Origin of the sequence: Streptomyces sp. NBC_01092, from assembly GCF_045039535.1 — a bacterium.
Lineage (GTDB): Bacteria > Actinomycetota > Actinomycetes > Streptomycetales > Streptomycetaceae > Streptomyces.
The window spans coordinates 4,492,397-4,518,860 of record NZ_CP108659.1 but is presented as its reverse complement, the minus strand read 5'-3'; the positions used below and the strand labels follow the sequence as shown (position 1 = coordinate 4,518,860).

24 protein-coding genes, 2 pseudogenes and 1 riboswitch are annotated in these 26,464 nt (G+C 69.5%); of the genes and pseudogenes, 19 read left to right on the top strand and 7 right to left on the bottom strand.

All coding sequences use genetic code 11. The features are described from left to right. Positions 1-76 precede the first annotated feature (76 nt). On the bottom strand, positions 77-502 hold the full coding sequence (locus OG254_RS20260) for an SgcJ/EcaC family oxidoreductase (RefSeq protein ID WP_405583649.1): 426 nt from the start codon (positions 500-502) through the stop codon (positions 77-79). Between the two features lie 107 nt (positions 503-609). Then, positions 610-1,191 (bottom strand): TetR/AcrR family transcriptional regulator, encoded by a 582-nt coding sequence (locus OG254_RS20255; protein WP_405583647.1) that lies wholly within the window; start codon positions 1,189-1,191, stop codon positions 610-612. A 219-nt stretch (positions 1,192-1,410) separates the two neighbouring features. Between OG254_RS20255 and OG254_RS20250 the strand changes: the two genes are divergently transcribed. Continuing rightward, a complete protein-coding gene (locus OG254_RS20250; protein WP_405583645.1) occupies positions 1,411-2,292 on the top strand; it encodes an SCO6745 family protein in 882 nt (293 codons plus the stop codon). Between the two features lie 203 nt (positions 2,293-2,495). Here the strand turns inward: OG254_RS20250 and OG254_RS20245 are convergent, their stop codons facing one another. Further along, positions 2,496-2,678, bottom strand: coding sequence for an Rv0909 family putative TA system antitoxin (locus tag OG254_RS20245; RefSeq protein WP_405583643.1), 183 nt, complete (start codon positions 2,676-2,678; stop codon positions 2,496-2,498). A 298-nt stretch (positions 2,679-2,976) separates the two neighbouring features. Between OG254_RS20245 and OG254_RS20240 the strand changes: the two are divergent. From OG254_RS20240 to OG254_RS20230, 3 genes and pseudogenes are all read left to right on the top strand, one after another. Beyond that, a pseudogene (locus OG254_RS20240) lies at positions 2,977-3,291 on the top strand (HNH endonuclease); the annotation flags it as partial. A gap of 82 nt (positions 3,292-3,373) precedes the next feature. Next, a complete protein-coding gene (locus OG254_RS20235; protein WP_405583641.1) occupies positions 3,374-4,144 on the top strand; it encodes an HNH endonuclease family protein in 771 nt (256 codons plus the stop codon). 65 nt (positions 4,145-4,209) lie between these two features. Next, on the top strand, positions 4,210-5,337 hold the full coding sequence (locus OG254_RS20230) for a DUF6183 family protein (RefSeq protein WP_405583639.1): 1,128 nt from the start codon (positions 4,210-4,212) through the stop codon (positions 5,335-5,337). Between the two features lie 115 nt (positions 5,338-5,452). Here OG254_RS20230 and OG254_RS20225 read toward each other — a convergent pair whose 3' ends face one another. From OG254_RS20225 to OG254_RS20215, 3 genes are all read right to left on the bottom strand, one after another. Then, the gene (locus OG254_RS20225) at positions 5,453-6,052 is read right to left on the bottom strand and encodes a DUF6262 family protein (protein WP_405583637.1); all 600 of its coding nucleotides are present in this window, start codon (positions 6,050-6,052) and stop codon (positions 5,453-5,455) included. Then, on the bottom strand, positions 6,049-7,890 hold the full coding sequence (locus tag OG254_RS20220; protein WP_405583635.1) for a tyrosine-type recombinase/integrase: 1,842 nt from the start codon (positions 7,888-7,890) through the stop codon (positions 6,049-6,051). The genes OG254_RS20225 and OG254_RS20220 overlap by 4 nt, the downstream gene beginning before the upstream one ends. A gap of 359 nt (positions 7,891-8,249) precedes the next feature. Continuing rightward, entirely contained in the window at positions 8,250-9,380 is a 1,131-nt protein-coding gene (locus OG254_RS20215; RefSeq protein ID WP_405583633.1) for a tyrosine-type recombinase/integrase, read from the bottom strand. A 122-nt stretch (positions 9,381-9,502) separates the two neighbouring features. On the opposite strand from OG254_RS20215, the pseudogene OG254_RS20210 reads away from it, so the two are divergent. From OG254_RS20210 to OG254_RS20150, 13 genes and pseudogenes are all read left to right on the top strand, one after another. Next, a pseudogene (locus tag OG254_RS20210) lies at positions 9,503-9,925 on the top strand (HNH endonuclease family protein); the annotation flags it as partial. A gap of 53 nt (positions 9,926-9,978) precedes the next feature. Beyond that, complete coding sequence (locus OG254_RS20205; protein ID WP_405583632.1) at positions 9,979-10,722, top strand: N-acetyltransferase; 744 nt, start codon at positions 9,979-9,981, stop codon at positions 10,720-10,722. Between the two features lie 234 nt (positions 10,723-10,956). Then, a complete protein-coding gene (locus OG254_RS20200) occupies positions 10,957-11,595 on the top strand; it encodes a hypothetical protein (protein ID WP_405583630.1) in 639 nt (212 codons plus the stop codon). Between the two features lie 38 nt (positions 11,596-11,633). Further along, the gene (locus OG254_RS20195; RefSeq protein WP_405595097.1) at positions 11,634-13,127 is read left to right on the top strand and encodes a protein kinase domain-containing protein; all 1,494 of its coding nucleotides are present in this window, start codon (positions 11,634-11,636) and stop codon (positions 13,125-13,127) included. Between the two features lie 236 nt (positions 13,128-13,363). After that, positions 13,364-14,008 carry a SurA N-terminal domain-containing protein gene (locus OG254_RS20190; RefSeq protein WP_405583628.1) on the top strand — a complete coding sequence of 215 codons (645 nt, stop codon included), beginning with the start codon at positions 13,364-13,366 and terminating at the stop codon, positions 14,006-14,008. Between the two features lie 155 nt (positions 14,009-14,163). Then, on the top strand, positions 14,164-15,156 hold the full coding sequence (locus tag OG254_RS20185; protein WP_405583626.1) for a nucleoside triphosphate pyrophosphohydrolase: 993 nt from the start codon (positions 14,164-14,166) through the stop codon (positions 15,154-15,156). Between the two features lie 106 nt (positions 15,157-15,262). Beyond that, on the top strand, positions 15,263-16,543 hold the full coding sequence (locus tag OG254_RS20180; protein ID WP_405583624.1) for a cytochrome P450: 1,281 nt from the start codon (positions 15,263-15,265) through the stop codon (positions 16,541-16,543). A gap of 166 nt (positions 16,544-16,709) precedes the next feature. After that, positions 16,710-17,774: a transglycosylase family protein gene (locus OG254_RS20175; RefSeq protein ID WP_405583622.1), complete on the top strand. Its 1,065-nt coding sequence runs from the start codon at positions 16,710-16,712 to the stop codon at positions 17,772-17,774. A gap of 208 nt (positions 17,775-17,982) precedes the next feature. Beyond that, positions 17,983-18,182: riboswitch (cyclic di-AMP (ydaO/yuaA leader) on the top strand. A 4-nt stretch (positions 18,183-18,186) separates the two neighbouring features. After that, complete coding sequence (locus OG254_RS20170) at positions 18,187-18,876, top strand: transglycosylase family protein (RefSeq protein WP_405583620.1); 690 nt, start codon at positions 18,187-18,189, stop codon at positions 18,874-18,876. Between the two features lie 327 nt (positions 18,877-19,203). Further along, a complete protein-coding gene (eno, locus tag OG254_RS20165; protein ID WP_351194476.1) occupies positions 19,204-20,490 on the top strand; it encodes a phosphopyruvate hydratase in 1,287 nt (428 codons plus the stop codon). Positions 20,491-20,597: 107 nt separating this feature from the next. After that, the gene (locus tag OG254_RS20160; RefSeq protein WP_351194474.1) at positions 20,598-21,089 is read left to right on the top strand and encodes a septum formation initiator family protein; all 492 of its coding nucleotides are present in this window, start codon (positions 20,598-20,600) and stop codon (positions 21,087-21,089) included. Between the two features lie 10 nt (positions 21,090-21,099). Continuing rightward, positions 21,100-21,702 (top strand): DUF501 domain-containing protein, encoded by a 603-nt coding sequence (locus OG254_RS20155; RefSeq protein ID WP_405583618.1) that lies wholly within the window; start codon positions 21,100-21,102, stop codon positions 21,700-21,702. Continuing rightward, complete coding sequence (locus OG254_RS20150; protein ID WP_405583616.1) at positions 21,699-22,652, top strand: exopolyphosphatase; 954 nt, start codon at positions 21,699-21,701, stop codon at positions 22,650-22,652. Before OG254_RS20155 ends, OG254_RS20150 begins: the two co-directional genes overlap by 4 nt. Positions 22,653-22,749: 97 nt before the next feature. Here OG254_RS20150 and OG254_RS20145 read toward each other — a convergent pair whose 3' ends face one another. Beyond that, complete coding sequence (locus tag OG254_RS20145) at positions 22,750-22,968, bottom strand: hypothetical protein (protein WP_405583614.1); 219 nt, start codon at positions 22,966-22,968, stop codon at positions 22,750-22,752. A gap of 547 nt (positions 22,969-23,515) precedes the next feature. Here OG254_RS20145 and OG254_RS20140 point away from each other — a divergent pair. Then, complete coding sequence (locus tag OG254_RS20140; RefSeq protein WP_405583612.1) at positions 23,516-24,904, top strand: NAD(P)/FAD-dependent oxidoreductase; 1,389 nt, start codon at positions 23,516-23,518, stop codon at positions 24,902-24,904. 240 nt (positions 24,905-25,144) lie between these two features. Beyond that, on the top strand, positions 25,145-26,437 hold the full coding sequence (locus OG254_RS20135) for a class I SAM-dependent methyltransferase (protein ID WP_405583610.1): 1,293 nt from the start codon (positions 25,145-25,147) through the stop codon (positions 26,435-26,437). Positions 26,438-26,464: the final 27 nt, after the last annotated feature.

The following is a 26,464-nucleotide window of genomic DNA, read 5'->3' as shown; positions in this document are numbered from 1 at the left end:
TCTTGATTCCGGGCCGGGGCGGGCCAGACCGGGCCGGGCCAGACCGGGCCAAGCCCGGGCCTGGCCGCCGGTCGGTCTAGTCGACGTGTACCTCGGTGTTCTGGCAGGCGTGCAGCAGCCATCTGCCGTCGTCCTGCTTGGTCATGACGTACAGCGGGGCGCCCTCCGTGTCGTCCTCCGTGTCGCCCTGCGGTGAGTGGTAGACCTGCCGGACCTTGACGGCTGCCACATCGGGCCGCAGGAACTGCGTGTGCACCACCTCGTAGGTGACATCGCCGTCCCAGGTCGCGTTGGGCAGCACGGCGCGGGTGAACTCGGCGATGGCGTCGAGGCCGATGAGGACCTTGCCGTGGCCGGTGGTCCACAGGGCGTCGGGGTGGAAGAGGGCGAGGAAGCCGTCGGGGTCCTTGGCCCGCTGGGTGCGCTCGACGGTGGCGACGACCTCGGCGATGGCCCGGAGGTCCGACTGTGCGGCGGCCGTGTGCGCGGTTTCGGTGGTCATGCTGATCACTCTGGGACCTCAAGCGGACTTGAGGTCAAGCGTCGGCGGCTGTCCGTTCCGGGTGCGCCGGAGGCTCGTTCAGGCGGTGCTTTCGCCGGGAGTCTCTTTCAGGCGGTGTTGCGGAACAGCGTCGTCGCCAGCGTCCGGAACACCGCCTCGGCGTCCTGGTCGCCGACCGGGCCGTCCAGGTTGTGGCTGAGGAGCAGCGTGGCGAAGCCGTGCGCCAGGGACCAGGCGGCGACTCCGGCCATGCGGGTGTCGATGCCGAGTTCCTCGGGGCGTACGAGAGAGACGGCGCCGCGCAGGGCGTCGCCCGCGAGGGCGCGGGCCGTGGTCAGCTCCAGGTCGTCGGTGCGCAGCAGTTCGGGCGTGAACATCACCTGGAAGTGCGCGGGGTGTTCGCGCGCGAAGCGGACGTAGCGAACGCCCGCGTCCTTCAGGTCCGCGGCCTCGATGAGCGCGGTCGCCAGCAGCCCGAACCCCTCGGCGGCGATCGACGTGAGCAGTCCGGTGCGATCCCGGAAGTGATGGGCCGGCGCCGCGTGCGAGACACCGGCACGGCGGGCCAGGTCACGCAGGCTGAGTGCGGACGGGCCGTCGGTGGCGATGACGTCCAGTGCGGTGGTGAGGATGGCTCGGCGCAGGTCGCCGTGGTGGTACGGGCGGCGAGGAGAGGTCTGCTGCGTCATGGGAGCAGGGTACGCGCAATCTAGGCGGCGACAAGTTTTTGGGATTTAGGCGTCGACAAGTTCTGGTGGGGTCGGGCAATCTTGTCAGTGTCAAGTTGTGGGTTGTGGGGTTGCCGCTCGGTGGTTGGCACTGGGCAGTTGACGGTTGACGGTTGGCAGCGGGCGGTTGTGCGGGTCGGGGGGATCGATCCCGAGGTCTCGAAAAGGGGGAGTCGCGTCATGGTGGAGCACGACGGCGGTATGGAGTCAGGTCGGGTGCGACAGCTCTGGCATCTGCTGGAGCCGCTGCACGCGGTGCTGTATTACGCGCCGGAGGTCTTCGAGGAGGCCGCCGCGCTCGGTTACGGCACCGAGGAGCGCTGGCCGAGCTACTTCCCGTACCGGGCCGCGCCGTTGGGGCCGGTCGGTGCGCGGAGCGTCGCGTCGGCGTTCTACAGCTTCAGTCCGCGCATGGTCGCCGAACACATCGACCCCGCTTGGAAGATCGCGAGCCCCGAGGTCGTACTGAGGGCGCGGGAGCGCGGGGTCGACCGGGCCTACCGCGCGATATTCGGTGACCGGACGGGCAGCCCCGAGCTGGCGGAGGTCGCCGCCCTCGTCCGTCGCGCGGCCGAGGCGGTGAACACGGCCGGCCGCCCGCTCGCCGCGGCCAACGCCGCGCTGGACTGGCCGGGTGCCCCACACCTCCAGCTCTGGCACGCGGCGACGATTCTGCGGGAGCATCGCGGCGACGGTCACATAGCGGCCCTCATGGTGGCCGGCCTGGACCCCGTCGAGTCGCTCGTGTCCTTCGCCGCGATAGGTGCAGCGTCCGTCGAGCGCTTCGAAAGCCGCGGCTGGAGCGCCGGGGAATGGGAGTCGGCTCGTGCCCGTCTGATCGCCCGCGGGCTGGTCGACGCGGACGGTACGGCCACGGAGGCGGGCCGCGAACTGCGCCGCACCGTCGAGGAGCACACCGACCAACTCGCCGCCGCGCCCTGGCAGTCGCTCACCGGGGAGGAGGTCGACCGTCTCGTGGAACTGCTCGGCGAGTTCTGGGTGGCGGTGCTGTCCTCCGGACTGCTGCCGTCGGAGACGACGTTGGGGATCGGGAAGGTCTGAGGGCGGGCGGGGGGGGAGAGGGCTCACCCGCAGTGCGAGCCCGGCCGCACGAAGCCGCCCACGCGAACCCGCCCGCACGAAGCCGCCCGCGGGAGGTGGGTCTCCGCGGACGGCCTCTGTTCTCCAGGTGGTTCGGTGACAGCCTGGCCGCGACGCCGGCGCAGTCCCCGCCGGGTCTCGTGGTCCTCCGCGGGGCTGGGGCCTTACTGCTGGTCGGGCCTGTCGCGGTCCACGCCGAGTTCGCGCTCCATCCGTTGCTGCGCGTCGTCGACCTGCCGCTCGTACTTGTTGCCCGTCTTCTCGTTGGCCTTCTGCTCCGCGGTGTCGGACATGTCCCTGGCCTTGTCCTGCGCCTGGCGGTTCTTGAACCTGTCGAAGATGCCCATTCAGAGCTCCTTCCAGAGGTGATTCACCACCGACGATACGCCCGGCTTGCGAGGTGTGCGCGATTGATCCTGCTGTGGTCTGGACCTCCGTCCCGGACCTTCTGCCCGAACCCTCTGCCCCGACCTCCGACCTCCACCCACCTGGGCCTCCTGAGGCCTCCTGAATGCCGCCGTGCGCCGGGTCGCTACCGTGTGCGCGACGGTGTACCAGGGAAAGCCGCCTGTGCGGGGCGGAACGGGCAGCAAGGGGGGACGCACCGTGAAGCGTCTGAGGGGCGGGGCGGCCAGCGCCGCGGCGATGCTCGGCATGGTGCTGGTACTGGCCGGCTGCGAGAACGTCGATCTACCCGTGGACGAGGAGCCTTCCGGCTCCGTCCCGGACACTGGTTCCGGCCGCGCCGTGAGCCCGCTGGACAACCCCGACGGCACGAAGCCGGGGCTCGCGCCGCTCACTTCGGACGCCGACCGGGACGAGGCACTGGCCCTCATCGAGAAGGTGGCGACCAAGGGCCGCGGCCCCAAGACGGGCTACGACCGGGACGAGTTCGGCTACGCGTGGATGGACTCGGCCCCGGGCGGCATCCCGTTCTCCCGCAACGGCTGCGACACCCGCATTATCTCTATGCTTCGCGCCGTGATGGATCTGTTCTCGCAGCGTATGCAGGGTGTGGTCGGCTGTGCGTAGTCAGAGGCACATGGGTCACAGGCTGCTGTGTACTCGCGGGAAGAGGGCCGTGCTTACGGTCGCCGTTGCCGCCGTGCTCGTCGCGGGCTGTGATGGCCTGGAGCCGGGCGGAAGCTCCGCAAGATCCGGACCGGACGTAGCTGCCGGCCAAGCGGTGAACCCGCTGATGAATCCCGACGGGACGAAGCCGGGGCTCGCCGCGCTCACGTCGGAAGCGGACAAGGCCGACGCACGCACGCTCATCCAAGGACTCACCACAAAGGGGCGTGGGCCGAAGACGGGCTACGAGCGGGATGAGTTCGGCTATGCGTGGATGGATACGGCGGACGGGGTACCGCTGGCGAGGAATGGTTGTGACACGCGGAACGACTTGCTAAAGCTCCACGGCCGGGATGTCCGGTTCCGGGATGGTTCCGACTGCGTGGTCGTTGCGATGGACCTGTACGACCCGTACACCGGCAAGGACATCGACTGGAAGAAGGCGAAGGCCACCGAGGTGCAGATCGACCACGTGGTCCCGCTGTCCTACAGCTGGCAGATGGGCGCCGCCCGATGGCCGGAGAGTAAGCGCAAGCAACTGGCGAACGACGTGCTCAATTTGCTTCCTGTCGAAGGGCGCGCCAACTCGGCGAAGGGGGACTCGGGGCCCGCGTCCTGGCTGCCACCGAACAAGCAGATTCGGTGCTCGTACGCGGTGCGGTTCGCGCAGGTCGCAGACAAGTACGAACTCCCGGTGACGACGGCGGACAAGGCGATGATGCTGAAGCAGTGCGAAGGCTGATCGAGCAGCAGTGACCTGGGAAAATGCCATCGCTTCCGGACTGCAGGACACATACGCTGCCTACCGTGGCTGACCACATACAGAAGATCGTGAAGAAGCTGCCAGGCTTGAAGAGTGTCACCGACGTGTGGAAGACGGCTGACCGCAAGCTGGCGCTGGGGGACTCTGCCTTCCTTACGGACCTCGGCATCGCTCTCGCTGGGGCTTACGGCTCTGACGCCGGGCGGATATGGCAGTACCGGAGCGTCTTCGACTACCTGTTCCGGCTGCTGGCCACCACGCCCGGCCCTGGACATGTCGCCGAGGCGCTGCGGCTGGCTTCCTCGACGGAGACCGCCGACAGGAAGCTTGACCGCTATGCGGCCTCCCTGCTGGCCTCCAGCCAACCGGTGGAGGAACTAGCCGTGGCGTTCAGCGGGAACGCCTCGGAGGAGCTGCGCGCTTGCCTCGTCCACGAACTGGTGCTCAGGGGCGCTGACGTCACGGAGACTCCGGGGATCGCAGGGTGGGCGACGTCGCCACACTGGAGACACCACCCGCTGGGATGGCTGGCCTTGACGCTGTCCGATGTGGAAGGGCAGCCGGATTTGCCGAGCTACAGCGCTCGCGGCGGCAGCCACTCGATGCCGTTCGGCTCGTCGGCGAATCGCGAGATGCGGGCTGATGCCGGGGCGCATGTGCCGTCGGTCGAGGAAACAACGACCGAAGCCGCCACCAAGGGCATCGGCACCGCTGTGGCGAACTGGGCTGAGGAGTCGAACGGCCGGATCGAGGCGCGGGTCTTCGACCTGGCAGCCCCTCTGGCAGCCGAGTCGGTACCGAGCATGTTGCTGGGACTGGGCCTGGAATGCCTGAAGGGTGCAGGGAAGAGGACCACCTTCTCGGTCGCGGCCTGCCCACCGGACCAGGCATGGAGGGTCCTCTTCGCCGCCGCGTCCACGGGAGGTGCCTATAACTCCGGCGCACGCGGTGCTTACGGACGGCTGGCCGCGTGGCAGTCCCTGGCCGGCCTCTCCGGTACTGCCGAGGGTGCCCCCGCGGAGGAGTCCGAGGCATGTGCACGGGAGTGCGCCTGGTACGGCTTCGGCGCCGACACCAAGTGGTTCGAGCGCGTGGCCTGGGATATCGGCCTGGCCTCGGTCTCTCCAGGACGCCGACGACTGGCGGTGTTGGCCGCGACGGACACCGATTGAGCATGCCCGGAACCCGCTTCGGTGAAGTTCTGACCGTGGGGACGACGTGCCTTGTGGCTGTCCGGTTAACGGCGTGAGAACCGGACAACCACAAAGTGTGGCCATGCAGCACGGGTTACGGGGACGGAACGGACCGCATGGCACGGCGGAGACTGGCACGCGCGGCGGTGAGGTCGTCCTCCGCCTCACGAAGTTGGCTCTCCAGGGTGGAGATCTGATCCCTGGCCTCTGACAACGCTTGCTCCAGCGCGGTATTTCGCTGCTCGATCTGCTGTACCCGCTCGATCAGCTCACTCCGGTTCACGCCCTCCAACTCGGCGCCGAGAGACAGCCTGACCCGGTTACGGAGCCGATCGCGCTCCTTCTTGAGGTCCTTGATCTCTTCGCGGGCCAGTGCAAGATCCGTCCGCAACCCAGCCTGAGACACCTGAGATGCCTCCGGAGTGAGGGAGTTCTGGCGCCCCCGCGCTCGCTGGGCGGTGATGCCGTCCTGAACGGCCTGGTGCACCTGAGGCTGGTTGTAGACGAACCACGTGGACACCGAGGCTTCCCGTGCCACTTGGGTGACGGTGATCCGTCGTCCCGAGCGGAGAAGGCCGTCCACGGCGTCGAGTGCACGCCTGGTCTTGGCTTCGCTGTCCTTGGCACGGCTGACGCGCAGGCGCTCGACCCGGGCGTTCCGGTCGTTGCCGCCGGAAGCAGCAGGGATTTTCATTCGGAGCTCCGTGTCGTCAGCGCCTGCAGAGGGATGAAGGCCGCTGCCGAACGTGCCTTGCGCAGCTCGCGTGAGGCGGATTCGACGGCGGCCCGCTCCTCGGCGGGCAGCGCGTCGAGTTTCCGCCGCATCTCGTCGGCCGACTTCGAGTAGGCGCGGATCTGGTCGTCGAGATTGCACACGACCCAGTCGGCGGCCTCCATCGCGAGGGCGGCCTCCTTGTCGGCTCGCAGGTCCGCGATCTGCTGTTCCAGAGCAGGCAGGTAGGAGGGATCAGGCCGGTAGAAGTCGCATCCGGCGCACTGGAAGCGGATGCGGCAGTGCCCGCCGCCGGCCTTGACGTTGCTCGGTTCGGTGCACCCGCCGTACGGCACCCCGACGCTCTCCACCTCGTAGGCGAGAGGATCGCTGAAGCCGTGGGCTGTGCCGTGCCGATCGACGGCGAGCGCCGCGACCGTTCGTACGGCCTCCTGTTTCCGGGTGAGTGAGACCTTGTAGTAGCCCATGGTCACGTCCAGTGAACGGTGGTCCATGAGTTCCCGCAGAACGTCGGGGCGGGTGCCCGCGTCCGCATGGCGCTGGGCGTACGCATGGCGAAAGCCGTACGGAACGACCTGGGTGCGGTCGTACGCGAGCGGGGCGCCGTCCTCGTCGAGCCGGTCGTCCACAAGGTCAGGGATCAGTTCGTCGACCCAGTTCCGGAAGATCCGGTTGCAGAAATGCGAAGTGTTCAGATGCCCCCGGCGTGGACGGTTGCGCTGTCCCGGTGAGGGAAAAAGCCACTGGGCGCAGGCTGGTACGGCCGGTAGCGCATCGAGCTCTTTCTGCCAGGTTTCGACCAGCTGGGCGGTGCTCTCCGAGATCGGCAGCCGACGGCCGTGGCGTCGCCGTTTGTGGTTGTCGTAGATCAGCGTCGGCTTGCCGTCGACCCGCTCCAGGCAGTCGCGGTGCAGGCTGGTGACCTCGCCCGGACGTCGGCCGGTGTCCCGGAGGACCGCGTAGACCACCTGGTACATCCGCGCGAAGTCGGCGGCCGTCCAGCCGCCGCTCGCGTACCCCGTCGAGGTCCCCAGCAGACCGAGGTGCACGTCGAGCTGGGCGATGACGTGCTCGGGGATCGCACGGCCGAGATCGTCCTCGGTCACTTCCACGGCGGCGATGCTGTGGAAGCGGGGGTTGAGCGCGAACCCGCCGGGCACGTGGTCCATCATCCCGGCCTGACGGGCGTATTCCAGGAACGTACGCCAGTGGCGGAGCAGGGCTCTGCGGTGGCTGGTGGAGTAGTCGTGTCCGTCCTCGGGACGCTTGGTGATTCGGAACGTGTCCACTACGGCGTTCATGTCAGCCATGGCGAGGAGCCCCGGCTCATCCCCGTGGGGGCGGCCTGCCAGCGCGGAGGACGCGATGGTCGCCGCGTAGACGGTCTGCCGTAGGTCCATGACGTTGGGGCGTGCCGTGCGGCCGTACTCCTTGACCAGTTCCCGCAGCCAGCGCTGACGTACCGGACGGAAGTCGATGTCGCCGTGGACAGCGGCGTACTTGCGACCGCGCCCGGCCGTCAGCCCGATGAGGGCGCACTCCCATACGTCGTCCGAGGTCGGATCGGTGCCCTCGAACTCGACGCGTGCGCGTCGGACGTGCAGGAGAACACCGTTCAGGACGCCGGAGGTCGCAGCCGGAAGCCCGGAGGAGAAGGAGGCGTCCAGGTCGAGGAGCGAGCCGAGTCCGGCGGGGAGGCCGGCCACAATGCGGCGTACCCGTTGGGGAACCAGGCTGATCCCGGCGTCGTCTCGTTGTTGGAGCCCGTACAGGAGTTCCTGGCGGACTGCAGGGCTCACATCCGCGAGCGAGAACTGGGAGACGCCCGGCATCGCCCAGTTCGCGGAGGTGTTCGGCCTGCGGCGCGCTGGATCTGGGGTGTGCGTGGTGTCGAAGCCCGCAGGGTTCCCCAGGAGATATCGGGCTTTCCGGCAGGCATCGCAACGGGATCCGTTGCTCGCCACATGAGTGGCACAGGTGACCACGGAGCAGACGAACACGCTGGTCGTCGGGTTGCGGGGATCGGCAGTGAACAGTGCCTGAACGGGGTCCCATTCACCCGTGCGCCAGCCCGAGGGGAGGCGTGCCGCGAGCCATGACGGCCACTCCGGGACGCCGGGGACGGAGGAAACGGCAGCGGAGCGGAGGAGCGCAATGGTCATCGCAACAGCTCCGGCGCGAGACTTTCGACGGCCGCGACGGCTGCGCGCAGATCCTCGTCTTGGGCGTGCAGGTACACGGCCGTGCTCGCCGAGGAGGCGTGCCCCAGGAGGGTCTGTACGACGTCCGGGGAGACCCCGTTGCGGATCCAGCGGGTGGCGGCTGTGTGCCGCATCATGTGCGGCCGGGCGGTCAGACCACAGCGCCTCCCGATCCGTTCAATCACTTGCTTGGTATTGGAGTACGAGAGCGGACGCCCCGCGTGGACGCCGACGAGGTTGAGGAAGACGTAGTCGCAGTCGGCGGCGCCGACTACCTGCTCACGCTCGGCGAGATGATCGCGGTATCGGTGCACCACTTCCGGTGTGAGTGGGACCATGCGAGGGCGCCCGGCCTTAGCCCGCGTCCCGTTGACGTTGTCCTGACGGGGCCTGACGTGCAGGTGCGCGCCACCGGTTCGGCAGCCCAGGTGCGTGGAGTCGGGGAGCAGATGCATGTCCTCACGCCGCAGTCCAAGGGCTTCGCCGATGCGAAGGCCCGCTTCCACCAGGACGGTCAGCAGCAGCCGGTCACGCGCAGTGCGAGCGGCGTTGATGACCTGCTCCGTCTGGACGCCAGTGAGCGTCTGTGGTGCCCGCTCGATCTCCGGCGCCTTCAGGACGCGGGCTTTGACCATCAGGTGCTGGCCGCCCTCGCCGGGATCGAAGCCGGCCGGGGCGCGGGCGAGGAAGCGCGGCTCGCTGAGACGCGCGGCGACTTCGTGATCCACGTACCCCTGGACGGCGCAGAAGCGGAGGAACTCACACACCGCCGTGAGCGTGGCGTTGACGGTCTTGCCGGACGGAGGCCGTCCGTACTGGGTCGGTGTCCGTTCGATGTGGAATTTGAACAGACTCATGTCCCCGAGCCGGACGGTCCTCCAGTCGGTGCCCCGCTCTGCGCACCAATTGAGGAAGCGGCCGATTCTGGGGATGTACGCGCGCTGTGTCTGCGGTGACCGCCCGGCTCCGCGCAGATACAGGGAGAACTCACGGGCTTCGGGGTGAGGTGCGTACGTTTCTTCGTCGATCAGGAGCCAGGTGGTCTCGCCGGTGGTGGGCGAGACGGCCTTCTCTGTGCATAACGTCATGGATCTGCTTCCTGTCTCCGAAGTCGCTCATGTGCCTCACGGCATGACCGATAACGGCGAGGGACAGGAATGGGTTACGGCTGTGCCTCATGTGCATCGCATCGATGAAGTGGCTGCAGATAACCCGCAACGACCTCCTCAAGCGCGACGGCGAGGACGTCCGCCACCGCTCCGGCTCCGACTGCGTCGTGGCCTCCATGACGCTGCACGACCCGTACACGGGCCGGACGATCGACTGGGCCAAGTCCCGTGCCACGACCGTGCAGATCGACCATGTGATGCCGCTGTCGTACGACTGGCAGATGGGCGCCTCCCGCTGGCCGAAGGGCAAGCGCCAGGACATCGCCAACGACCCCCTCAACCTCATACCGGTCGACGGCCCGACCAACAGCTCCAAGGGCGACTCCGGACCCGCGTCCTGGCTGCCCCCGAACAAGGGGATCCGCTGCTCGTACGCGGTGCGCTTCGCCCAGGTGTCGCTGAAGTACGACCTTCCGGTGACCACCGCCGACAAGGAGACGATGCTGCGTCAGTGCGGAGGCTGACGCGGGCCGAAAACGGCTTTCCGGCACCGGCGCCGCGCACATACGGTTCCGGCATGGAACTGACGGTGGCGAGCCTCGCAGAACGCCCGGAGATGCTCGACCGGGTCCTGGAAATGCCGGACACATGGCCGGAGTTCGTCGTCCACGACCCCGTGGGCAACGCCCACTACGCCAGGATCCCGGGTGAGTTCCCCGAGTACGCGCTGTTCGCGCAGGACGAGCGGGGCGAGGTGGTCGCCCATGCCTTCAGCGTTCCGTTCGCCCTGAACGCCGAGGGCCGCGGCCTGCTGCCCGCCCGGGGCTGGGACGAGGTCCTGGTGTGGGCCTTCGCCGACCTGCGCGGCGGCGTCCGCCCCGACACCGTCAGCGCGATCTCCGTCGTCATCGCCCCGCACGCGCTGGGCGGCGGCCTGTCGGCCGTGATGCTTCGCGCGATGCGGGAGAACGCCCGCGCCCATGGCTTCCGCGAGGTCGTCGCACCGGTCCGGCCCAACGCCAAGCACCTCGAACCGCACACCCCGATCGAGGAGTACGCCCACCGGGTACGCACCGACGGCCTGCCCCACGACCCGTGGCTGCGCGTGCACGCCCGAGCCGGAGCCACGATCGACTCCATCGCCCCGGCCTCCATGACCGTCGCCGGATCGCTGGAGCAGTGGCGCCGCTGGACCGGGCTGCCCTTCGACACCCCGGGCGACGTCGAGGTGCCTGGCGCGCTGGTGCCGGTGCGCTGCGAGCCGGAGCGGGGCCACGCGGTGTACGTCGAGCCCAACGTGTGGATGCGGCACCCGCTCTGAGGCGACCGGGGCGGGCGGGGTTCGAGCGGGTGCGCGCGACCGGGCCGGAAGCGGAGCCTCCGCGCGACCTGCGTCGTCGTACGAAGTGATCAGCACGACAACGGTTCGGTACAACCGTGACCCTATGTCGGTGTGGACCTATACGCTCGAAGCGACAATCGCACGACCGAGGTTGCCCCGCACCGGGCAGGGTCGGTCGGCCCCGTACAACCACCTCAGGTACCAGGAGCAGCCATGCAAGGCCACGGCTACACGCAGCCGGTGATCCAGCCGCCGCCGACCGGTTGGCTGGTCTTCCTGCGCGTGGTCTTCGTCGTGATCTCGGTGCTGAGCTTCGGCCTGCTGATGTGGACGATGATGCTGCGCCTGGCCATCGTGACCCGCAAGGCGCTCGACTGGTGGCTGTTCGCGGCGTCGATCGTGGTGGAGTTCCTCGGCCTCTACCTGATGGGTTCCGAGCCCGGCGACGAGATACACACCGCGGGCGGCTGGCTGGGCCTCATCCTCGTTCTGGGCGGCCTCGTGGTCTCGATCGCGTACTACCTCGCCGCGGACATACGCCACTTCCACCGGCTCCGCTTCTCCGGCAACACCGGGCAGCGGCCGCCGTCCCCCGCCTACGGCTACCCGCAGCCCCAGTCGCCGTACACCGCCACGACGGTTCCGCAGTCGCCGTCGATACCCCGGACGCCGATGCCCCAGACGCCGATGTCCCAGACACCGATGCCCCGGACGCCCGCAGCGCCGCCCACGCCGCCGCAGCGCCCCGCGCCCGCGCGCATCGACCAGGTGCGCGCCGAGCTCGACGAGCTCAGTGACTACCTGCGCAAGCACGACACCCGCCAGGACGGCGACCACGAGGGCGGAAGGTGACCGTGACGACAGGACGTGTCGTCGCCGGCCGCTACGCACTGTCCGCGCTCATCGGACAGGGCGGCATGGGCCAGGTCTGGACGGCCTACGACGACCGGCTCGACCGGCGCGTGGCGGTGAAGCTGCTGCGCCCCGACAAGGTGGCCGGGCAGGAGGCGGACGAACTGCGCCGCCGGTTCGTGCGCGAGTGCCGGGTGACCGCGCAGGTCGACCACCCCGGGCTGGTCACGGTGCACGACGCGGGCAGCGAGGGCGAGGAGCTGTTCCTCGTCATGCAGTACGTCGACGGCGTCGACCTCGCCGCTCATCTCGCCGGGCGTGACCAGTACCCCTGGGAGTGGGCGGTGGCCGTCGCCGCGCAGCTGTGCGCCGTGCTGAGCGCCGTGCACGCGGTGCCGATCGTGCACCGCGACCTCAAGCCGCGCAATCTGATGGTCAAGCAGGACGGCACGGTCACCGTCCTCGACCTCGGCGTCGCCTCCGTCATGGACGCCGACACCACCCGCCTCACCCACACCGGCACGCCCATCGGCTCGCCCGCCTACATGGCCCCCGAGCAGGCGATGGGCGGCGCGGTCGGCCCGTACACCGACCTGTACGCACTGGGCGTGCTCATGCACGAACTCCTCAGCGGAGACGTGCCGTTCTCCGGCTCCACCGCCCTCGGCGTGCTGCACCGGCACCTGTACGAGCCGCCGCTGCCCGTGCGCCGCGCCCGCCCCGAGGTCCCCGAGGCACTCGAAGCGCTGGTCCTGCGGCTGCTCGCGAAGGACCCGCAGCACCGCCCCGCCTCCGCGCAGGAGGTGTACGAGGACCTGGCGCCGCTGCTGCCCGCGCGCGGCACCCCCTCCGGAGCGCCGCTCGACCCCACCCGCCCCTTCCTGCGCCCGCACGCCCCCTGGCCGGACCGTGCACGCACCCCCGCACCGCAGCCCGCGCCCGCCACCCCCGTCCCTCCGGCCACCGAGAAGCCGGACGTCGCGCGCGCCGTCGACGAGGTCAAGCGCCTGCTCGGCGAGGGCCGTATCACCCAGGCCGTCGACATCCTGGGTTCGATCCTGCCCACCGCGGCCGAACAGCACGGCGAGCACTCCCCGGTCGTGCGCACCCTGCGCAAGCAGTACGCGGCCACGCTCATGGACGACGGCCAGTACCGGCGCGCACTGCCCGAACTGCGCCGCCTCGCCGACGAGCGCGCCGGCGAGGCCGGTCAGGCCGACCCGCAGGCCCTGCGCTTCCGCTACGACGTCGCCCAGTGCCTGGAACAGCTCGGCCAGCCCGCCGCCGCGCTCACCGAGTACCGCGCGCTGCTGCCGTACTACGAGAACCAGTACGTCTCCGGCGACCCCGAGCTCGCCCACGACGTCCGCCGCCGCATCGGCCACCTCCTGCTCGCCGTGGGCGACCGTCCCGCCGCCCATGACACCCTGGCCCGCCTGCTGATGGACGTCGAGCGCCTGCACGGCCCCGGCCACCCCGTCGCGGCGGAGGTGCGGCGCACCCTGCAGTGGCTGGGGCAGGTGCGCGGCTAGTTTTTGCCGCGGGTTGAAGGATCTTTGTGGCCCTTTCGGGTTCGCGTTGCCCGCCCAGCCGCCCTGCCAGAGCGGCTCCAACCCCACGGGCTGACCCCCGCATGGCGGCGTGCGCGGTGCCCGAAGTCCTGGTGAATCGTTGGTCCAATGGGTTGGCCAGAGCTTGCCCACTGCCTACCATCGATCACCGCAAGACTTTGTGCACCGTCGCACAAGCTCTTCCTCGGGAGGTCTCCTTGCACCGCCGCCGTCGCACCGCGCTCCTCCTCTCCGCCGCGATCGTCGCGGCGCCTTTGCTCACCGCCTGCGGAAGCGACGCGCACCCCGGTGCGGCAGCCGTCGTCGGCGGCCAGCGGATCACCGTCTCGCAGCTGGAGAACAGGGTGAGCGAGGTACGTGAGGCCCAGCGCGCGGCCGTACCGGACGAGGCCGCATACGCGCAGGTCATCGCCAAGTCCGGCAGCCTCCCGCGCGACGTCCTGCACAACATGGTCCTCGACGAGGTGCTGCACGAGGCCGCAAAGGACGCCGGGGTGAGCGTCACCCGCAAGGAGATCCAGCAGATGCGCGCCGACCTGGAGGGCCAGGTCGGCGGATCCAAGGCCCTGGAGACCGCCTGGCTCCAGCAGTACGGCATCCCGCCGCAGCGCCTCGACGACAACCTCCGCCTCCAGCTGGAGGCGCAGAAGCTCGCCACCAGCCTCGGCACCGACACCGGCAAGCCGGCCTTCTGGAACGCCCTGGCCGCGGCGTCCAAGAAGCTCTCCATCGACGTCAACCCGCGCTACGGCACCTGGGACGTCCAAAAGAGCAGCCGGGCGGACGCGAAGACGCCGTGGGTGCGCGAGGTGACGGCGGCGGGGACACCGCAGGCGATGTGACGACCGGCCGGGGCCGGGGCCGCCCCCGCCCCCGGCCCCGGCCGTAAGGGACGGCGACACCGCCCGGACCCCACCCCCTGTGGACAATCCCGGAGCCGCCGCCCGGCCTGTGGATAACTCAGGGGGTCGTCGGTCGCTTGGGTTACGTTCGGATCGTGAACGCAACCAGTCCCGAAGCCGCAGCCCCCGGCCGCATCGTCCTGCTCACCACCAGCCACCGCGTCGCCCCCGGTCTGCTCTCCTGGCCCGCCTGGCAGGCACTGCGCTCCGCCGACCGAGTGCTGTGCGCGGACGGCGCCCATCCGCAGCTGCCGTATCTGCGCGAGGCCGGGATACGTCTCGACGAGGCCGCCCCGACCGCCGAGGAACTGATCGACGCCTGCGCCGGCGGCCGCACAGTCGTGGTCGTGGCGACCGGCGAGGGCGAGCCCGCGCTCACCGACGGCCTCGCCCGCCTCGCCGGCAGCGGCCGTGTGTCCATGCCGGATCTGGAACTGCTCCCCGCCTCCTACGACCTGCCAGGCGCCCGCCTCCTCGACCTCGTCCAGGTCATGGACCGCATCCGCGTCGAGTGCCCGTGGTCCTCCCAGCAGACCCACAAGGGCCTGGCGAAGTACGGCATTGAGGAGGCCTACGAACTCGTCGAGGCGATCGAGGACGGCGACCGCGACGAACTCCGCGAGGAACTGGGCGACGTCCTCCTCCAGGTCGTCTTCCACGCCCGCATCGCCGAGGAAGGCCGCGCCGAAGACGGGGAGGCCCCCTTCTCCATCGACGACGTGGCCGCCGGCATCGTCACCAAGCTCATCCACCGCCACCCCCATGTCTTCGGCGACGAGACGGCTACGACCCCCGAGGAGGTCAAGGAGCACTGGCTGCGCACGAAGGCGGCCGAGAAGCAGCGCGAGTCGGTGACGGACGGCATCCCGCTCGGCCAGCCCGGCCTGGCCCTCGCGGCCAAGCTGGCGTCCCGGGTCCGCACGGCGGGCCTGGACGTCCCGCTGCCCACCGGCGAGGGCCTCGGCTACGAACTGCTCGCGATGGCGGTCCGCGCCGAGGCGGCAGGCGTGGACCCGGAGGCGGCCCTGCGGGTGGCGGCACGGACGTACCGGGACGCGGTACGGGCGGTGGAAGGGGTGTCCTCCTAACAGCGGCACGGCGGGGGCTCGGCGGCGGCACGCCGGGGGCCTGCGGGCCGAGCACGCTCGCCCACCACCCGGCCGCACCCCTCCCCCCTCCGGATACCGTCAAGGAGTGACCAACCAGCCCCACCCCCCGACCCCCCTCACCGAGGCCCCCGAACTCTTCACCTGGGAGTTCGCGACGGACCCCTACCCCGCCTACGCCTGGCTCCGGGACCACGCCCCCGTGCGCCGGACGCGGCTCCCCAGCGGGGTGGAGGCCTGGCTGGTCACCCGGTACGCCGACGCCAAGCAGGCCCTCGCCGACAGCAGGCTCTCCAAGAACCCGGCCCACCACGACGAGCCCGCGCACGCCAAGGGAAAGACCGGTATCCCGGGGGAGCGCAAGGCCGAGCTGATGACGCATCTGCTCAACATCGATCCACCGGACCACACCAGGCTGCGCCGGCTCGTCTCCAAGGCCTTCACGCCCCGCAGGGTCGCCGAGTTCGCGCCCCGGGTGCAGGAGCTCACCGATCAGCTCATCGACCGGTTCGCGGCGGAGGGGAGCGCCGACCTCATCCACGATTTCGCCTTCCCCCTCCCCATTTACGCCATCTGCGACCTGCTCGGGGTCCCCCGCGAGGACCAGGACGACTTCCGGGACTGGGCGGGCATGATGATCCGGCACCAGGGCGGCCCCAGGGGCGGGGTCGCGCGGTCCGTGAAGAAGATGCGCGGGTATCTGGCCGACCTCATCCACCGCAAGCGCGAGGCACTTCCCGCCACCCCCGACCCCGGCGAGGACCTCATCTCGGGCCTCATCCGCGCCTCCGACCACGGTGAGCACCTCACCGAGAACGAGGCCGCGGCCATGGCCTTCATCCTGCTGTTCGCCGGCTTCGAGACGACCGTCAACCTCATCGGCAACGGCACCTACGCCCTGCTCACCCACCCCGAGCAGCGCGCCCGCCTCCAGACCTCCCTCGCCGCCCGGGAAACCGACCTCCTCGAGACCGGCGTCGAGGAACTCCTGCGCTACGACGGCCCCGTCGAGCTCGCCACCTGGCGCTTCGCGACCGAACCGCTCAGCCTCGGCGGGCAGGACATCGCGGCCGGCGACCCCGTCCTCGTCGTCCTGGCCGCGGCCGACCGTGACCCGGAGCGGTTCGCCGACCCGGAGGTGCTCGATCTCAGCCGCCGCGACAACCAGCACCTCGGTTACGGCCACGGCATCCACTACTGCCTCGGCGCCCCGCTCGCCCGGCTGGAGGGCCAGACCGCCCTCGCCACGCTCCTCACCCGCCTCCCGGACCTCCGACTCGCAGTGGACCCAGGGGAGTTGAGATGGCGCGGCGGCCTCATCATGCGCGGACTGCGCACGCTTCCGGTGGAGTTCACCCCAGTTGGGTGAGTGTGTCCACCGCCGAAAACGTGAATCGCGCTCAATTCTGTGATCTTCACGTGATCTACGCGGCATTAACTTGTGACAAGTGATCGTCTGCCTATACGTTCACGGATCAACAAGGCGCCCAGGTTTCAAGCGCCGCGTTCTCTGCTGTCTCGTGAAAGGTCCCCGCATGCTCTCCGGGAACGGTCGTCACCGTCGCCCCCGTCAGGCTCCGGCTCTCCTCGTCGCGGCCGGAGTGACCGGGTCCGCAATCGCCATCCCGCTCCTCGGCGCCAGTGGCGCGAGCGCCGCCGACGGCACCGTGTGGGACAAGGTGGCCGAGTGCGAGAGCGGCGGCTCGTGGAGCGCCGACAGCGGCAACGGACACTACGGCGGACTCCAGTTGACCCAGGAGGACTGGGAGCAGTACGGCGGTCTCGACTACGCCTCCAGCCCCGACCTGGCCAGCCGCTCCCAGCAGATAGCCGTGGCCCAGGACATCCTCGCGGACCAGGGGACCAGCCCCTGGGGCACGTGCGCCGTGCTCAACGGGCTCACCAAGAAGTCCGGATCGATCGACCTCGACACCGGAGTGGACGACGACTCGCCCTCCGAGGTGTCCGGATCCTCCGGATTGCTTGATTCGTCCGGCTCGTCGAATTCGTCTGATGCGTCGCCGGAGTCCGACTCCTCTGACTCCTCCGACTCCAGCGGTTCCCCCGACGCATCGACGCCGTCCGGCGACCCCTCGAAGTCGGCCAGCGGCACTCCCGACGCTTCGTCCGAATCGCCCGGGAAGTCCTCTTCTTCGCCGTCTTCATCCTCCAAGTCCGACAAGTCCTCGAAGCCCGATGCGTCCCCCGAGGCGACGGACTTGCAGTCGCCGAAGAGCTCGCCCGTCGAGACGCCCAAGGCGGACAATCAGGACAACTGGTCGCAGGATGCGGGCTCCTGGGGTCTCGTCGACACCAGTTCGGTCGACGGCGCGACCGAAGGCGCGGTCGAGGGAGTGACGGCCGGCGCCGGTCGGCACCGCGGCCCCAGCGCCGACGAGAACACCTCCGAGGTGGCCACCAAGTCCACCGGTCGCCACGCCTCGTACGAGGTCCGCGAGGGCGACACTCTCGCCTCCATCGCCGACTCCCTTGACCTCGACGGCGGGTGGCGTGCGCTGTACAAGGCGAACCAGAAGGCCATAGGGGTCGACGCGAACCACATCGCCCCCGGTCAGACCCTGGACGTCCCTGTCAAATAGCGGTCGAACAGGGCGAAAAACAGCGGGAGTTCGCGTCACATTTCGCGATGAATGTCCGTTTTGAATGTAGTGAGAGATAGATCTCAGAAGCCCTGATCGTCTTTGTCATTCCGCGAATCGCGTGTCTACGGTCGGGACCGCTCGCCACCAGAGTGAGCCCCGACAGCCGTCACGCCGAATCCTGCCGGCGGCCGTACGGGAACAGTCGTCGCGTAAAGCGCCGTAGGCAGGAGCGGGGGACCCAAGGTTTGCGCCGGGTCCGGTAGTTGAGGCCCTTCGGGGCCGCGCAGCCGGAGCCGGCTTGGGGTGGAGCCGCGCAACGCGAGCCGAAAGGCGGACGTGCGCGGCCGGGCAACTCAACCGGCCCGAACCCGACAGCTCACCTCGCAGGCGTCGGTGAGGGGATCTCTCCATGCTGTTTTCCAGCAAGGGCAAGCACCGTCGTCCGTCCAAGACCGCTCGCGCCATCGCCGTCGTCGGCGTCACCGGTGCCGCCGCCGTCGCCGCCCCGCTGATGGCGGCCGGCAGCGCCTCGGCCGCCACCGCCTCCGAGTGGGACGCCGTCGCCCAGTGCGAGGCCGGCGGCAACTGGTCGATCAACACCGGCAACGGCTACTACGGCGGTCTGCAGTTCTCCGCCTCCACCTGGGCCGCGTACGGCGGCACCCAGTACGCCTCCACCGCCGACCAGGCCACCAAGGCCCAGCAGATCGAGATAGGCGAGAAGGTCCTCGCGGGCCAGGGCAAGGGTGCCTGGCCGAACTGCGGCGTCGGCCTGTCGAGCGCCGCGTACTCCGGCTCCTCCACCGGCGGCTCCTCGCAGAGCACCGAGTCGACCACCCGCTCCACCGAGCAGCAGTCGGCCTCCCGCTCCGCCGACCGTCCGGCCGCGAAGAAGAGCACCAAGACCGTCACCACCCCGACCGGCAAGAAGGTCAAGAAGGGCGACGGCGAGTACAAGGTCGTCAAGGGTGACACCCTCAGCTCGATCGCCGCGGACCACGACGTCAAGGGCGGCTGGGAGAAGCTCTTCAAGCTGAACAAGGACATCGTCGAGGACGCCAACCTGATCTACCCCGGTCAGCAGCTGCACCTGAAGTAATACCTGCGCGACAGTTGAACCACAGCGCCTTCATATCCGTGGTGCTGATAGTGAAGGCGTCGTGAGGGTCACCCCCGTCCCCGCGAGCTCCCCGCCTCGGTGCGTTTTCCCCCGTACGCACCGGGGCGGGGCTTTCTTTTGCGCCGGCTCCCGGACCGCCGTCCGGCACGGTGTCCGCCACCGCGGGTTTTTGTTCCGTTCGGAAACAATTCGCTCTCGGTTCTGTCCACGGGGCGGTCGACCACTGGCCGAAGCCCCCGGGCCGGTTAGGCTCGTCTCGCAGCACCCTCCGCGGTCTGCGTACCCGCGTCACATCCGAAGAAGGAGATGCTCGTGCCGTCCATCGACGTCGTCGTAGCCCGGGAAATCCTGGACTCCCGAGGCAACCCCACGGTCGAGGTCGAGGTCGGCCTCGACGACGGCAGCACGGGTCGTGCCGCCGTTCCGTCCGGCGCCTCGACCGGTGCCTTCGAGGCCATCGAGCTCCGCGACGGTGACCCCAACCGTTACCAGGGCAAGGGCGTCGAGAAGGCCGTCCTCGCCGTCATCGAGCAGATCGGCCCCGAGCTGGTCGGCTACGACGCCACCGAGCAGCGCCTGATCGACCAGGCCATGTTCGACCTGGACGCCACCGACAACAAGGGCTCCCTCGGCGCCAACGCCATCCTCGGCGTCTCGCTCGCCGTCGCCCACGCCGCCTCCGAGGCCAGCGACCTGCCGCTGTTCCGCTACCTGGGCGGCCCGAACGCGCACCTGCTGCCGGTGCCGATGATGAACATCCTGAACGGCGGCTCGCACGCCGACTCCAACGTGGACATCCAGGAGTTCATGATCGCGCCGATCGGCGCGGAGTCCTTCTCCGAGGCGCTGCGCTGGGGCACCGAGGTCTACCACACCCTCAAGAAGGTCCTGAAGAGCAAGGGCCTGGCCACCGGCCTCGGCGACGAGGGCGGCTTCGCCCCGAACCTCGGCTCCAACCGCGAGGCCCTCGACCTCATCCTCGAGGCCATCAAGGAAGCCGGCTACGCCCCCGGTGAGCAGATCGCCCTCGCGCTCGACGTCGCCGCCTCCGAGTTCTACAAGGACGGCAAGTACCTCTTCGAGGGCAAGGAGCGCTCCGCCGCCGAGATGACGGAGTACTACGAGGAGCTCGTGGCGGCCTACCCGCTCGTCTCCATCGAGGACCCGCTGTTCGAGGACGACTGGGCCGGCTGGAAGGTCCTCACCGACAAGCTGGGCGACAAGGTCCAGATCGTCGGCGACGACCTCTTCGTCACCAACCCGGAGCGCCTGGCCCGCGGCATCGACGACGGCGCCGCCAACGCGCTGCTCGTCAAGGTCAACCAGATCGGCTCGCTCACCGAGACCCTGGACGCCGTCGAGCTCGCCCAGCGCAGCGGCTTCAAGTGCATGATGTCCCACCGCTCCGGCGAGACCGAGGACGTCACCATCGCCGACCTGGCCGTCGCCACCAACTGCGGCCAGATCAAGACCGGCGCCCCGGCCCGCTCCGAGCGCGTCGCCAAGTACAACCAGCTGCTGCGCATCGAGGAGATCCTCGACGACGCCGCGGTGTACGCCGGCCGCTCGGCCTTCCCGCGCTTCAAGGGCTGACCGAAGGGCTGACACAGGCCCCAGAGCAGCGTCGTACGTACGTCCCCGTACTCGGTCCCGTACCGTGTGCGGGGACGTACGCACGTGAAAGGGGAGGCGGAGAGCCGATGGCCGTCAAGGACCGGGACCGTTTCTCCACCGCGACCAGGATCCGGTTGCTCGGCGAGCAGACGGCGGCCCGCGTCTACCGCTCCCAGACCAAGCGGCAGGCCCGGCGCTCCAGGCTCACCTCGCGCGCCGCGCTGCTCGCGCTGGTGGTCTGCTCCCTCGTCGTGGCGCTGGCCTACCCCATAAGGCAGTACGTCTCCCAGCGCGCCGAGATCGCCGACCTCCAGCGGCAGAAGGAGGAGGCCGCCCAGCGCGTCGAGGACCTGCGTGACATCAAGGCACGCTGGCAGGACGACAAGTACGCCGAGCAGCAGATCCGGCAGCGGCTGCACTATGTGATGCCCGGGGAGACCGGTTACATCGTGGTCGACCCGGACGCGGCCAAGAAGGCGCGGACCGACCAGAGCGCGGCCGCCCTTCCCTGGTACGCGAAGATCTGGAGCGGGGTCGACAAGGCCGACGCCGCCGCCCAGCGAGAACCGAACCGATAGAAAGACAGGCATGGAAACGCCCCCGCCGCCCACCCCGCGCACCGAACCCACCGACGCGGACGTCGAGGCCTTCAAGCAGCAGCTCGGCCGTCCTCCGCGCGGGCTGCGCGCGATCGCTCACTGGTGCCCGTGCGGGCAGCCCGACGTGGTCGAGACGGCGCCTCGGCTGCCCGACGGCACGCCCTTCCCGACGCTGTACTACCTGACGTGCCCGAAGGCCTCTTCGGCGATCGGCACGCTGGAGGCGAACGGCGTGATGAAGGAGATGTCGGCGCGGCTGGAGACCGACCCGGAGCTGGCCGCCGCGTATCGCTCCGCGCACGAGGACTACATCCGGCGCCGTGACGAGATCGAGGAGCTGACGGGCTTCCCGAGCGCGGGCGGCATGCCGGACCGGGTGAAGTGCCTGCATGTCCTGGTCGCGCACTCGCTGGCCGCCGGGCCCGGGGTCAACCCTCTGGGCGACGAGGCGATCGAGATGCTGCCTCAGTGGTGGCTCAAGGGATCGTGCGTGCCCCCGTTCGCGTCGCAGCAGGACCTCAGCACGGAGCTCGGCGCCAACGGCGGCGGCTTCTTCGGTGCGGACGACACGAACGAGGGGGACAGCAAGTGACCCGCGTCGCCGCCGTCGACTGCGGTACCAACTCCATCCGGCTTCTCGTCGCCGACGTCGATCCGGACAGTGGTGAACTCGTCGATCTGGACCGGCGTATGACCATCGTGCGCCTCGGCCAGGGCGTGGACCGCACGGGTCGGCTGGCGCCCGAGGCGCTGGAGCGTACCTTCGCCGCGTGCCGTGACTACGCGGCGATCATCAAGGAGCACGGCGCCGAGCGGCTGCGCTTCGTCGCCACCTCCGCCACGCGGGACGCCGGGAACCGGGACGAGTTCGTGCGCGGCGTCGTGGACATCCTGGGCGTCGCGCCCGAGGTCGTCACCGGCGACCAGGAGGCCGAGTTCTCCTTCACGGGCGCGACGAAGGAGCTGACGGGGCGTGCGGACCTGCACCGGCCCTACCTCGTCGTGGACATCGGCGGCGGCTCGACGGAGTTCGTCGTCGGCGAGGAGCACATGCGCGCCGCGCGCTCCGTGGACGTCGGCTGTGTGCGGATGACCGAGCGTCATCTCGTACGCGACGGCGTCGTCTCCGACCCGCCCTCCGCGGAGCAGATCGCGGCGATGCGGGCCGACATCGAGGCGGCCCTCGACCTCGCCGAGGAGAGCGTGCCGCTGCGCGAGGCGAAGACGCTGGTGGGGCTGGCCGGTTCGGTCACCACGGTGTCGGCGATCGCGCAGGACCTGCCGGAGTACGACTCCACGCGCATCCACCACTCCCGGGTCACCGTCGACCGGGTCCGCGAGATCACCGACTGGCTGCTGCACTCCACCCACGCCGAGCGTGCGGCCGTTCCCTCCATGCACCCGGGGCGGGTCGACGTCATCGCGGCCGGCGCGCTGGTGCTGCTCGCGATCATGGAGCGGACCCGCGCCGAGGAGGTCGTCGTCAGCGAGCACGACATCCTCGACGGCATCGCCTTCGAGGTGGCGCAGGCGCCCCAGTAGGGCGAGCGGGCAACGCACTTGCGCGGACGCGGAACGGCCCCGGTACCTCGTGAAGAGGGACCGGGGCCGCCCGCGTCGAGCCCGTACGAGCCGTCCGTCAGTTGCAGAGGATGACGAGGAGGCCGCTGCACCCTCCGTCGTCACCATGGCCGCCGTAGGCCGGAGCGGACTGTACGGCCGAGGTGTTCATGGTGGCGGGTGTCGCTGCCGCGGTGGATGCGACCGCCGTCCCCAGCGCAAGGGCGATGCCGAGGGCAGCGCCGACCGAGACTATTCGCTTGACGGCCCGCTTGGGGGCCTTCTGTGAGGTGATCATGGCTGCACGTTATGTGCCCTTCTGATCAATTTCGCGCGGAGTGTGGCCGACCGGGTGACGGTGCCTCAGATTGCCGTCTCGGGGTGGTTCGGGTCTCGTTTCCCTACCGGTGGGTAGCTTTCGGCTGAGCAGGTCGGCTAGCGTATGAGCGCCTCCGAGGGGGCTTTCGGGGCCCCGATCAACCCGCCACGGGTACCCGCCGAAGAAAGTTCGTGAAGTTCTTCACAAGGAATTCGGCCCTGTCGGACCACGGATAGGTGTCGGTTGACCCTTCCGAGGGGTGAACGGCCCCTTGAACATGTTCAGATGGACCGTGTAAAGAGGCTTCGGGAGTCTCTCTCCGGAGGGTGTCGCGGTCCGCTCACGCGAGGCCCGAAGACCCAGAGAGGCAGCTCACGCGGCATTGACAACGGGGCATAGCGCTTCCCGGTTCCCCATCGTGACCATGACCTGTGTCACGCGGGCCGGGGAGTGTAGCACAGGGGCTGCAAGAGCTTGTGAAGGGGCGCACGAGCGACCCCCCTGAGGCAGGTGGATACTCGATGGCATGAGCACCACGGAGCGTCCCAGGATCCTCGTAGTAGGCGGTGGGTACGTAGGCCTGTACGCAGCTCGGCGCATTCTCAAGAAGATGCGCTACGGAGAGGCGACCGTCACGGTCGTCGACCCCCGGTCGTACATGACCTACCAGCCCTTCCTCCCCGAAACCGCCGCCGGCAGCATCTCCCCGCGCCACGTCGTCGTCCCGCTGCGACGCGTGCTGCCCAAGGCGGAGGTCCTCACCGGCCGGGTCACCACCATCGATCAGGACCGCAAGGTCGCGACGATCGCCCCGCTGGTCGGCGAGGCGTACGAGCTGCCCTTCGACTACCTGGTCATCGCGATGGGCGCGGTCTCCCGCACCTTCCCGATCCCCGGCCTCGCCGAGCAGGGCATCGGTATGAAGGGCATCGAGGAGGCCATCGGCCTGCGCAACCACGTCCTCGAGCAGCTCGACAAGGCCGACTCCACCACCGACGACGAGATCCGCCGCAAGGCGCTCACCTTCGTCTTCATCGGCGGCGGCTTCGCCGGTGCGGAGACCATCGGTGAGGTCGAGGACATGGCCCGCGACGCGGCCAAGTACTACACCAGCGTGTCCCGTGAGGACATGCGGTTCGTGCTCGTCGACGCTGCCGACAAGATCCTTCCCGAGGTCGGCCCGAAGCTCGGCCAGTACGGCAAGGAGCACCTCGAGGCCCGTGGCGTCGAGGTCTACCTCTCCACCTCCATGGAGTCCTGCGTCGACGGCCACGTCGTGCTGAAGAACGGCCTCGAGGTCGACTCCAACACGATCGTCTGGACCGCCGGCGTCAAGCCGAACCCGGCCCTCAGCCGCTTCGGTCTGCCCCTCGGCCCCCGCGGTCACGTCGACTGCGAGCCGTCCCTCCAGGTCAAGGGCACCGACTACATCTGGGCCGCCGGCGACAACGCCCAGGTCCCGGACCTCGTCGGCCGCAAGGCGGGCAACGAGAACGCCTGGTGCCCGCCGAACGCCCAGCACGCGCTGCGCCAGGCCCGCACCCTCGGCGACAACGTGATCTCCGGTATGCGGGGCTTCCCGCAGAAGGACTACTCGCACGCCAACAAGGGCGCGGTGGCCGGCCTCGGCCTCCACAAGGGCGTGGCGATGATCGTCATGGGCAAGATGAAGATCAAGCTCAAGGGCCGTCTCGCCTGGTACATGCACCGTGGCTACCACGGCATGGCGATGCCGACCTGGAACCGCAAGATCCGCGTCTTCGCCGACTGGACCCTCGGCATGTTCCTCAAGCGCGAGGTCGTGGCGCTCGGCGCGCTGGAGACTCCGCGCGAGGAGTTCTACGAGGCCGCCAAGCCGGCCCCGGTCGCCGCCGCGAGCAGCGCCGACAAGGGCGAGAAGGCCAAGGCCTCCTGACCCTGCCGGCCGGCCCCGCCGGTCGCCGAACCAACCGAAGGACCTCCCGCCATCCGTGGTGCGGGAGGTCCTTCGGCGTTCTCGGACGCATGCGTCGGACGAGCCATCGGACGGGCCAACTGAGTGGCTCCTGCACCTTTTTTGCCCATCCGTAACGCGCGTGGGGGACTGTCATCGGGCCCCGCAGGTGTTTACGTGGTGTTGGACATTCCGGGATCCTTTTTCACGGAGGTGCTCGCCATGGCAGACGCCGCGGTGCGGCTGAAGGGGCTTCTCGAACAGGTGCTGGGAGTGCCGCTCCCGGTGCGCATCCGCGCCTGGGACGGTTCCCAGGCGGGTCCGCCGGGCGCGCCGACCCTCGTCGTACGCAACCGCCGTGCCGTGCGGCGGCTGTTGTTCAAGCCCGGCGAACTGGGGCTCGCCCGGGCCTGGGTCGCCGGGGACCTGGAGATCGAGGGGGATCTCTACACGGCTCTCGATCTGCTCGCGGGGCTCGTGTGGGAGCGGGGCGAGGACGCCCGGAGCCTGGCGCAGGCGCTTCGGGACCCCGAGGTGCGCGCCGCCGTCCGCGGCCTCGTCAAGCTCGGCGGACTGCCGTTTCCGCCCGCGCCGCCGCCCGAGGAGGTGCGCCGGCACGGCCATCTGCACACCAAGCGCACCGACAGGCGCGCCATCAGCCACCACTACGACGTCGGCAACGATTTCTACGAGATCGTCCTCGGCCCGTCCATGGTGTACTCCTGCGCCTACTGGCCCGCCCCGGACAGCACCCTGGAGACCGCCCAGCGCGACAAGCTGGACCTCATCTGCCGCAAGCTCGGCCTGAGGCCCGGTCAGCGGCTGCTCGACGTCGGCTGTGGCTGGGGCTCCATGGCCCTGCACGCCGCCCGCGAGTACGGCGTGAGCGTCGTCGGCATCACCCTCTCCCAGGAGCAGGCGGCCTACGCCCGTAAGCGCATCGCCGACGAGGGGCTCACCGACAAGGCGGAGATCCGCGTACAGGACTACCGGGACGTCGAGGACGGGCCGTACGACGCCATCTCCTCCATCGGCATGGCCGAGCACGTCGGCGCCGAGCGGTATCTGGAGTACGCCGATGTGCTGCACCGGCTCCTGAAGCCCGGCGGGCGGCTGCTCAACCACCAGATCGGCCGGCGGCCGCAGCGCGACGAATCCTCCTACGAGGTCGACGAGTTCATCGACTCCTACGTCTTCCCCGACGGTGAGCTCCAGCCCATCGGCGTCACCGTCGCCCAGCTCGAACGCGCCGGCTTCGAGGTGCGCGACGTCGAGTCGATCCGGGAGCACTACGCCCTGACCCTGCGCCGCTGGGTCGCCAACCTGGAGACGGAGTGGGCTCGGGCGGTCAAGCTCACCAGCGGCGGGCGCGCCCGCGTCTGGCGGCTGTACATGGCGGCCTGTGCGCTCGCCTTCGAGCGCAACCGCATCGGCGTCAACCAGGTGCTGGCCCTGCGGACACCCGATTCCGGTGCTTCCGGGATGCCGCTGCGGGCCCGCGAGTGGAGGACGTAGGAGGTCGGCACGGACAAGGGCCGGGCT

Coding starts and splice junctions, on each gene's coding strand:
- OG254_RS20140 (WP_405583612.1), top strand. CDS start 23,516: ATGAGCACCACGGAGCGTCCCAGGATCCTCGTAGTAGGCGGTGGGTAC.
- OG254_RS20155 (WP_405583618.1), top strand. CDS start 21,100: ATGGAAACGCCCCCGCCGCCCACCCCGCGCACCGAACCCACCGACGCG.
- OG254_RS20200 (WP_405583630.1), top strand. CDS start 10,957: ATGCAAGGCCACGGCTACACGCAGCCGGTGATCCAGCCGCCGCCGACC.
- eno (WP_351194476.1), top strand. CDS start 19,204: ATGCTCGTGCCGTCCATCGACGTCGTCGTAGCCCGGGAAATCCTGGAC.
- OG254_RS20260 (WP_405583649.1), bottom strand. CDS start 502: ATGACCACCGAAACCGCGCACACGGCCGCCGCACAGTCGGACCTCCGG.
- OG254_RS20235 (WP_405583641.1), top strand. CDS start 3,374: ATGGGTCACAGGCTGCTGTGTACTCGCGGGAAGAGGGCCGTGCTTACG.
- OG254_RS20215 (WP_405583633.1), bottom strand. CDS start 9,380: ATGACGTTATGCACAGAGAAGGCCGTCTCGCCCACCACCGGCGAGACC.
- OG254_RS20160 (WP_351194474.1), top strand. CDS start 20,598: ATGGCCGTCAAGGACCGGGACCGTTTCTCCACCGCGACCAGGATCCGG.
- OG254_RS20135 (WP_405583610.1), top strand. CDS start 25,145: ATGGCAGACGCCGCGGTGCGGCTGAAGGGGCTTCTCGAACAGGTGCTG.
- OG254_RS20250 (WP_405583645.1), top strand. CDS start 1,411: ATGGTGGAGCACGACGGCGGTATGGAGTCAGGTCGGGTGCGACAGCTC.
- OG254_RS20170 (WP_405583620.1), top strand. CDS start 18,187: ATGCTGTTTTCCAGCAAGGGCAAGCACCGTCGTCCGTCCAAGACCGCT.
- OG254_RS20255 (WP_405583647.1), bottom strand. CDS start 1,191: ATGACGCAGCAGACCTCTCCTCGCCGCCCGTACCACCACGGCGACCTG.
- OG254_RS20145 (WP_405583614.1), bottom strand. CDS start 22,968: ATGATCACCTCACAGAAGGCCCCCAAGCGGGCCGTCAAGCGAATAGTC.
- OG254_RS20245 (WP_405583643.1), bottom strand. CDS start 2,678: ATGGGCATCTTCGACAGGTTCAAGAACCGCCAGGCGCAGGACAAGGCC.
- OG254_RS20205 (WP_405583632.1), top strand. CDS start 9,979: ATGGAACTGACGGTGGCGAGCCTCGCAGAACGCCCGGAGATGCTCGAC.
- OG254_RS20225 (WP_405583637.1), bottom strand. CDS start 6,052: ATGAAAATCCCTGCTGCTTCCGGCGGCAACGACCGGAACGCCCGGGTC.
- OG254_RS20175 (WP_405583622.1), top strand. CDS start 16,710: ATGCTCTCCGGGAACGGTCGTCACCGTCGCCCCCGTCAGGCTCCGGCT.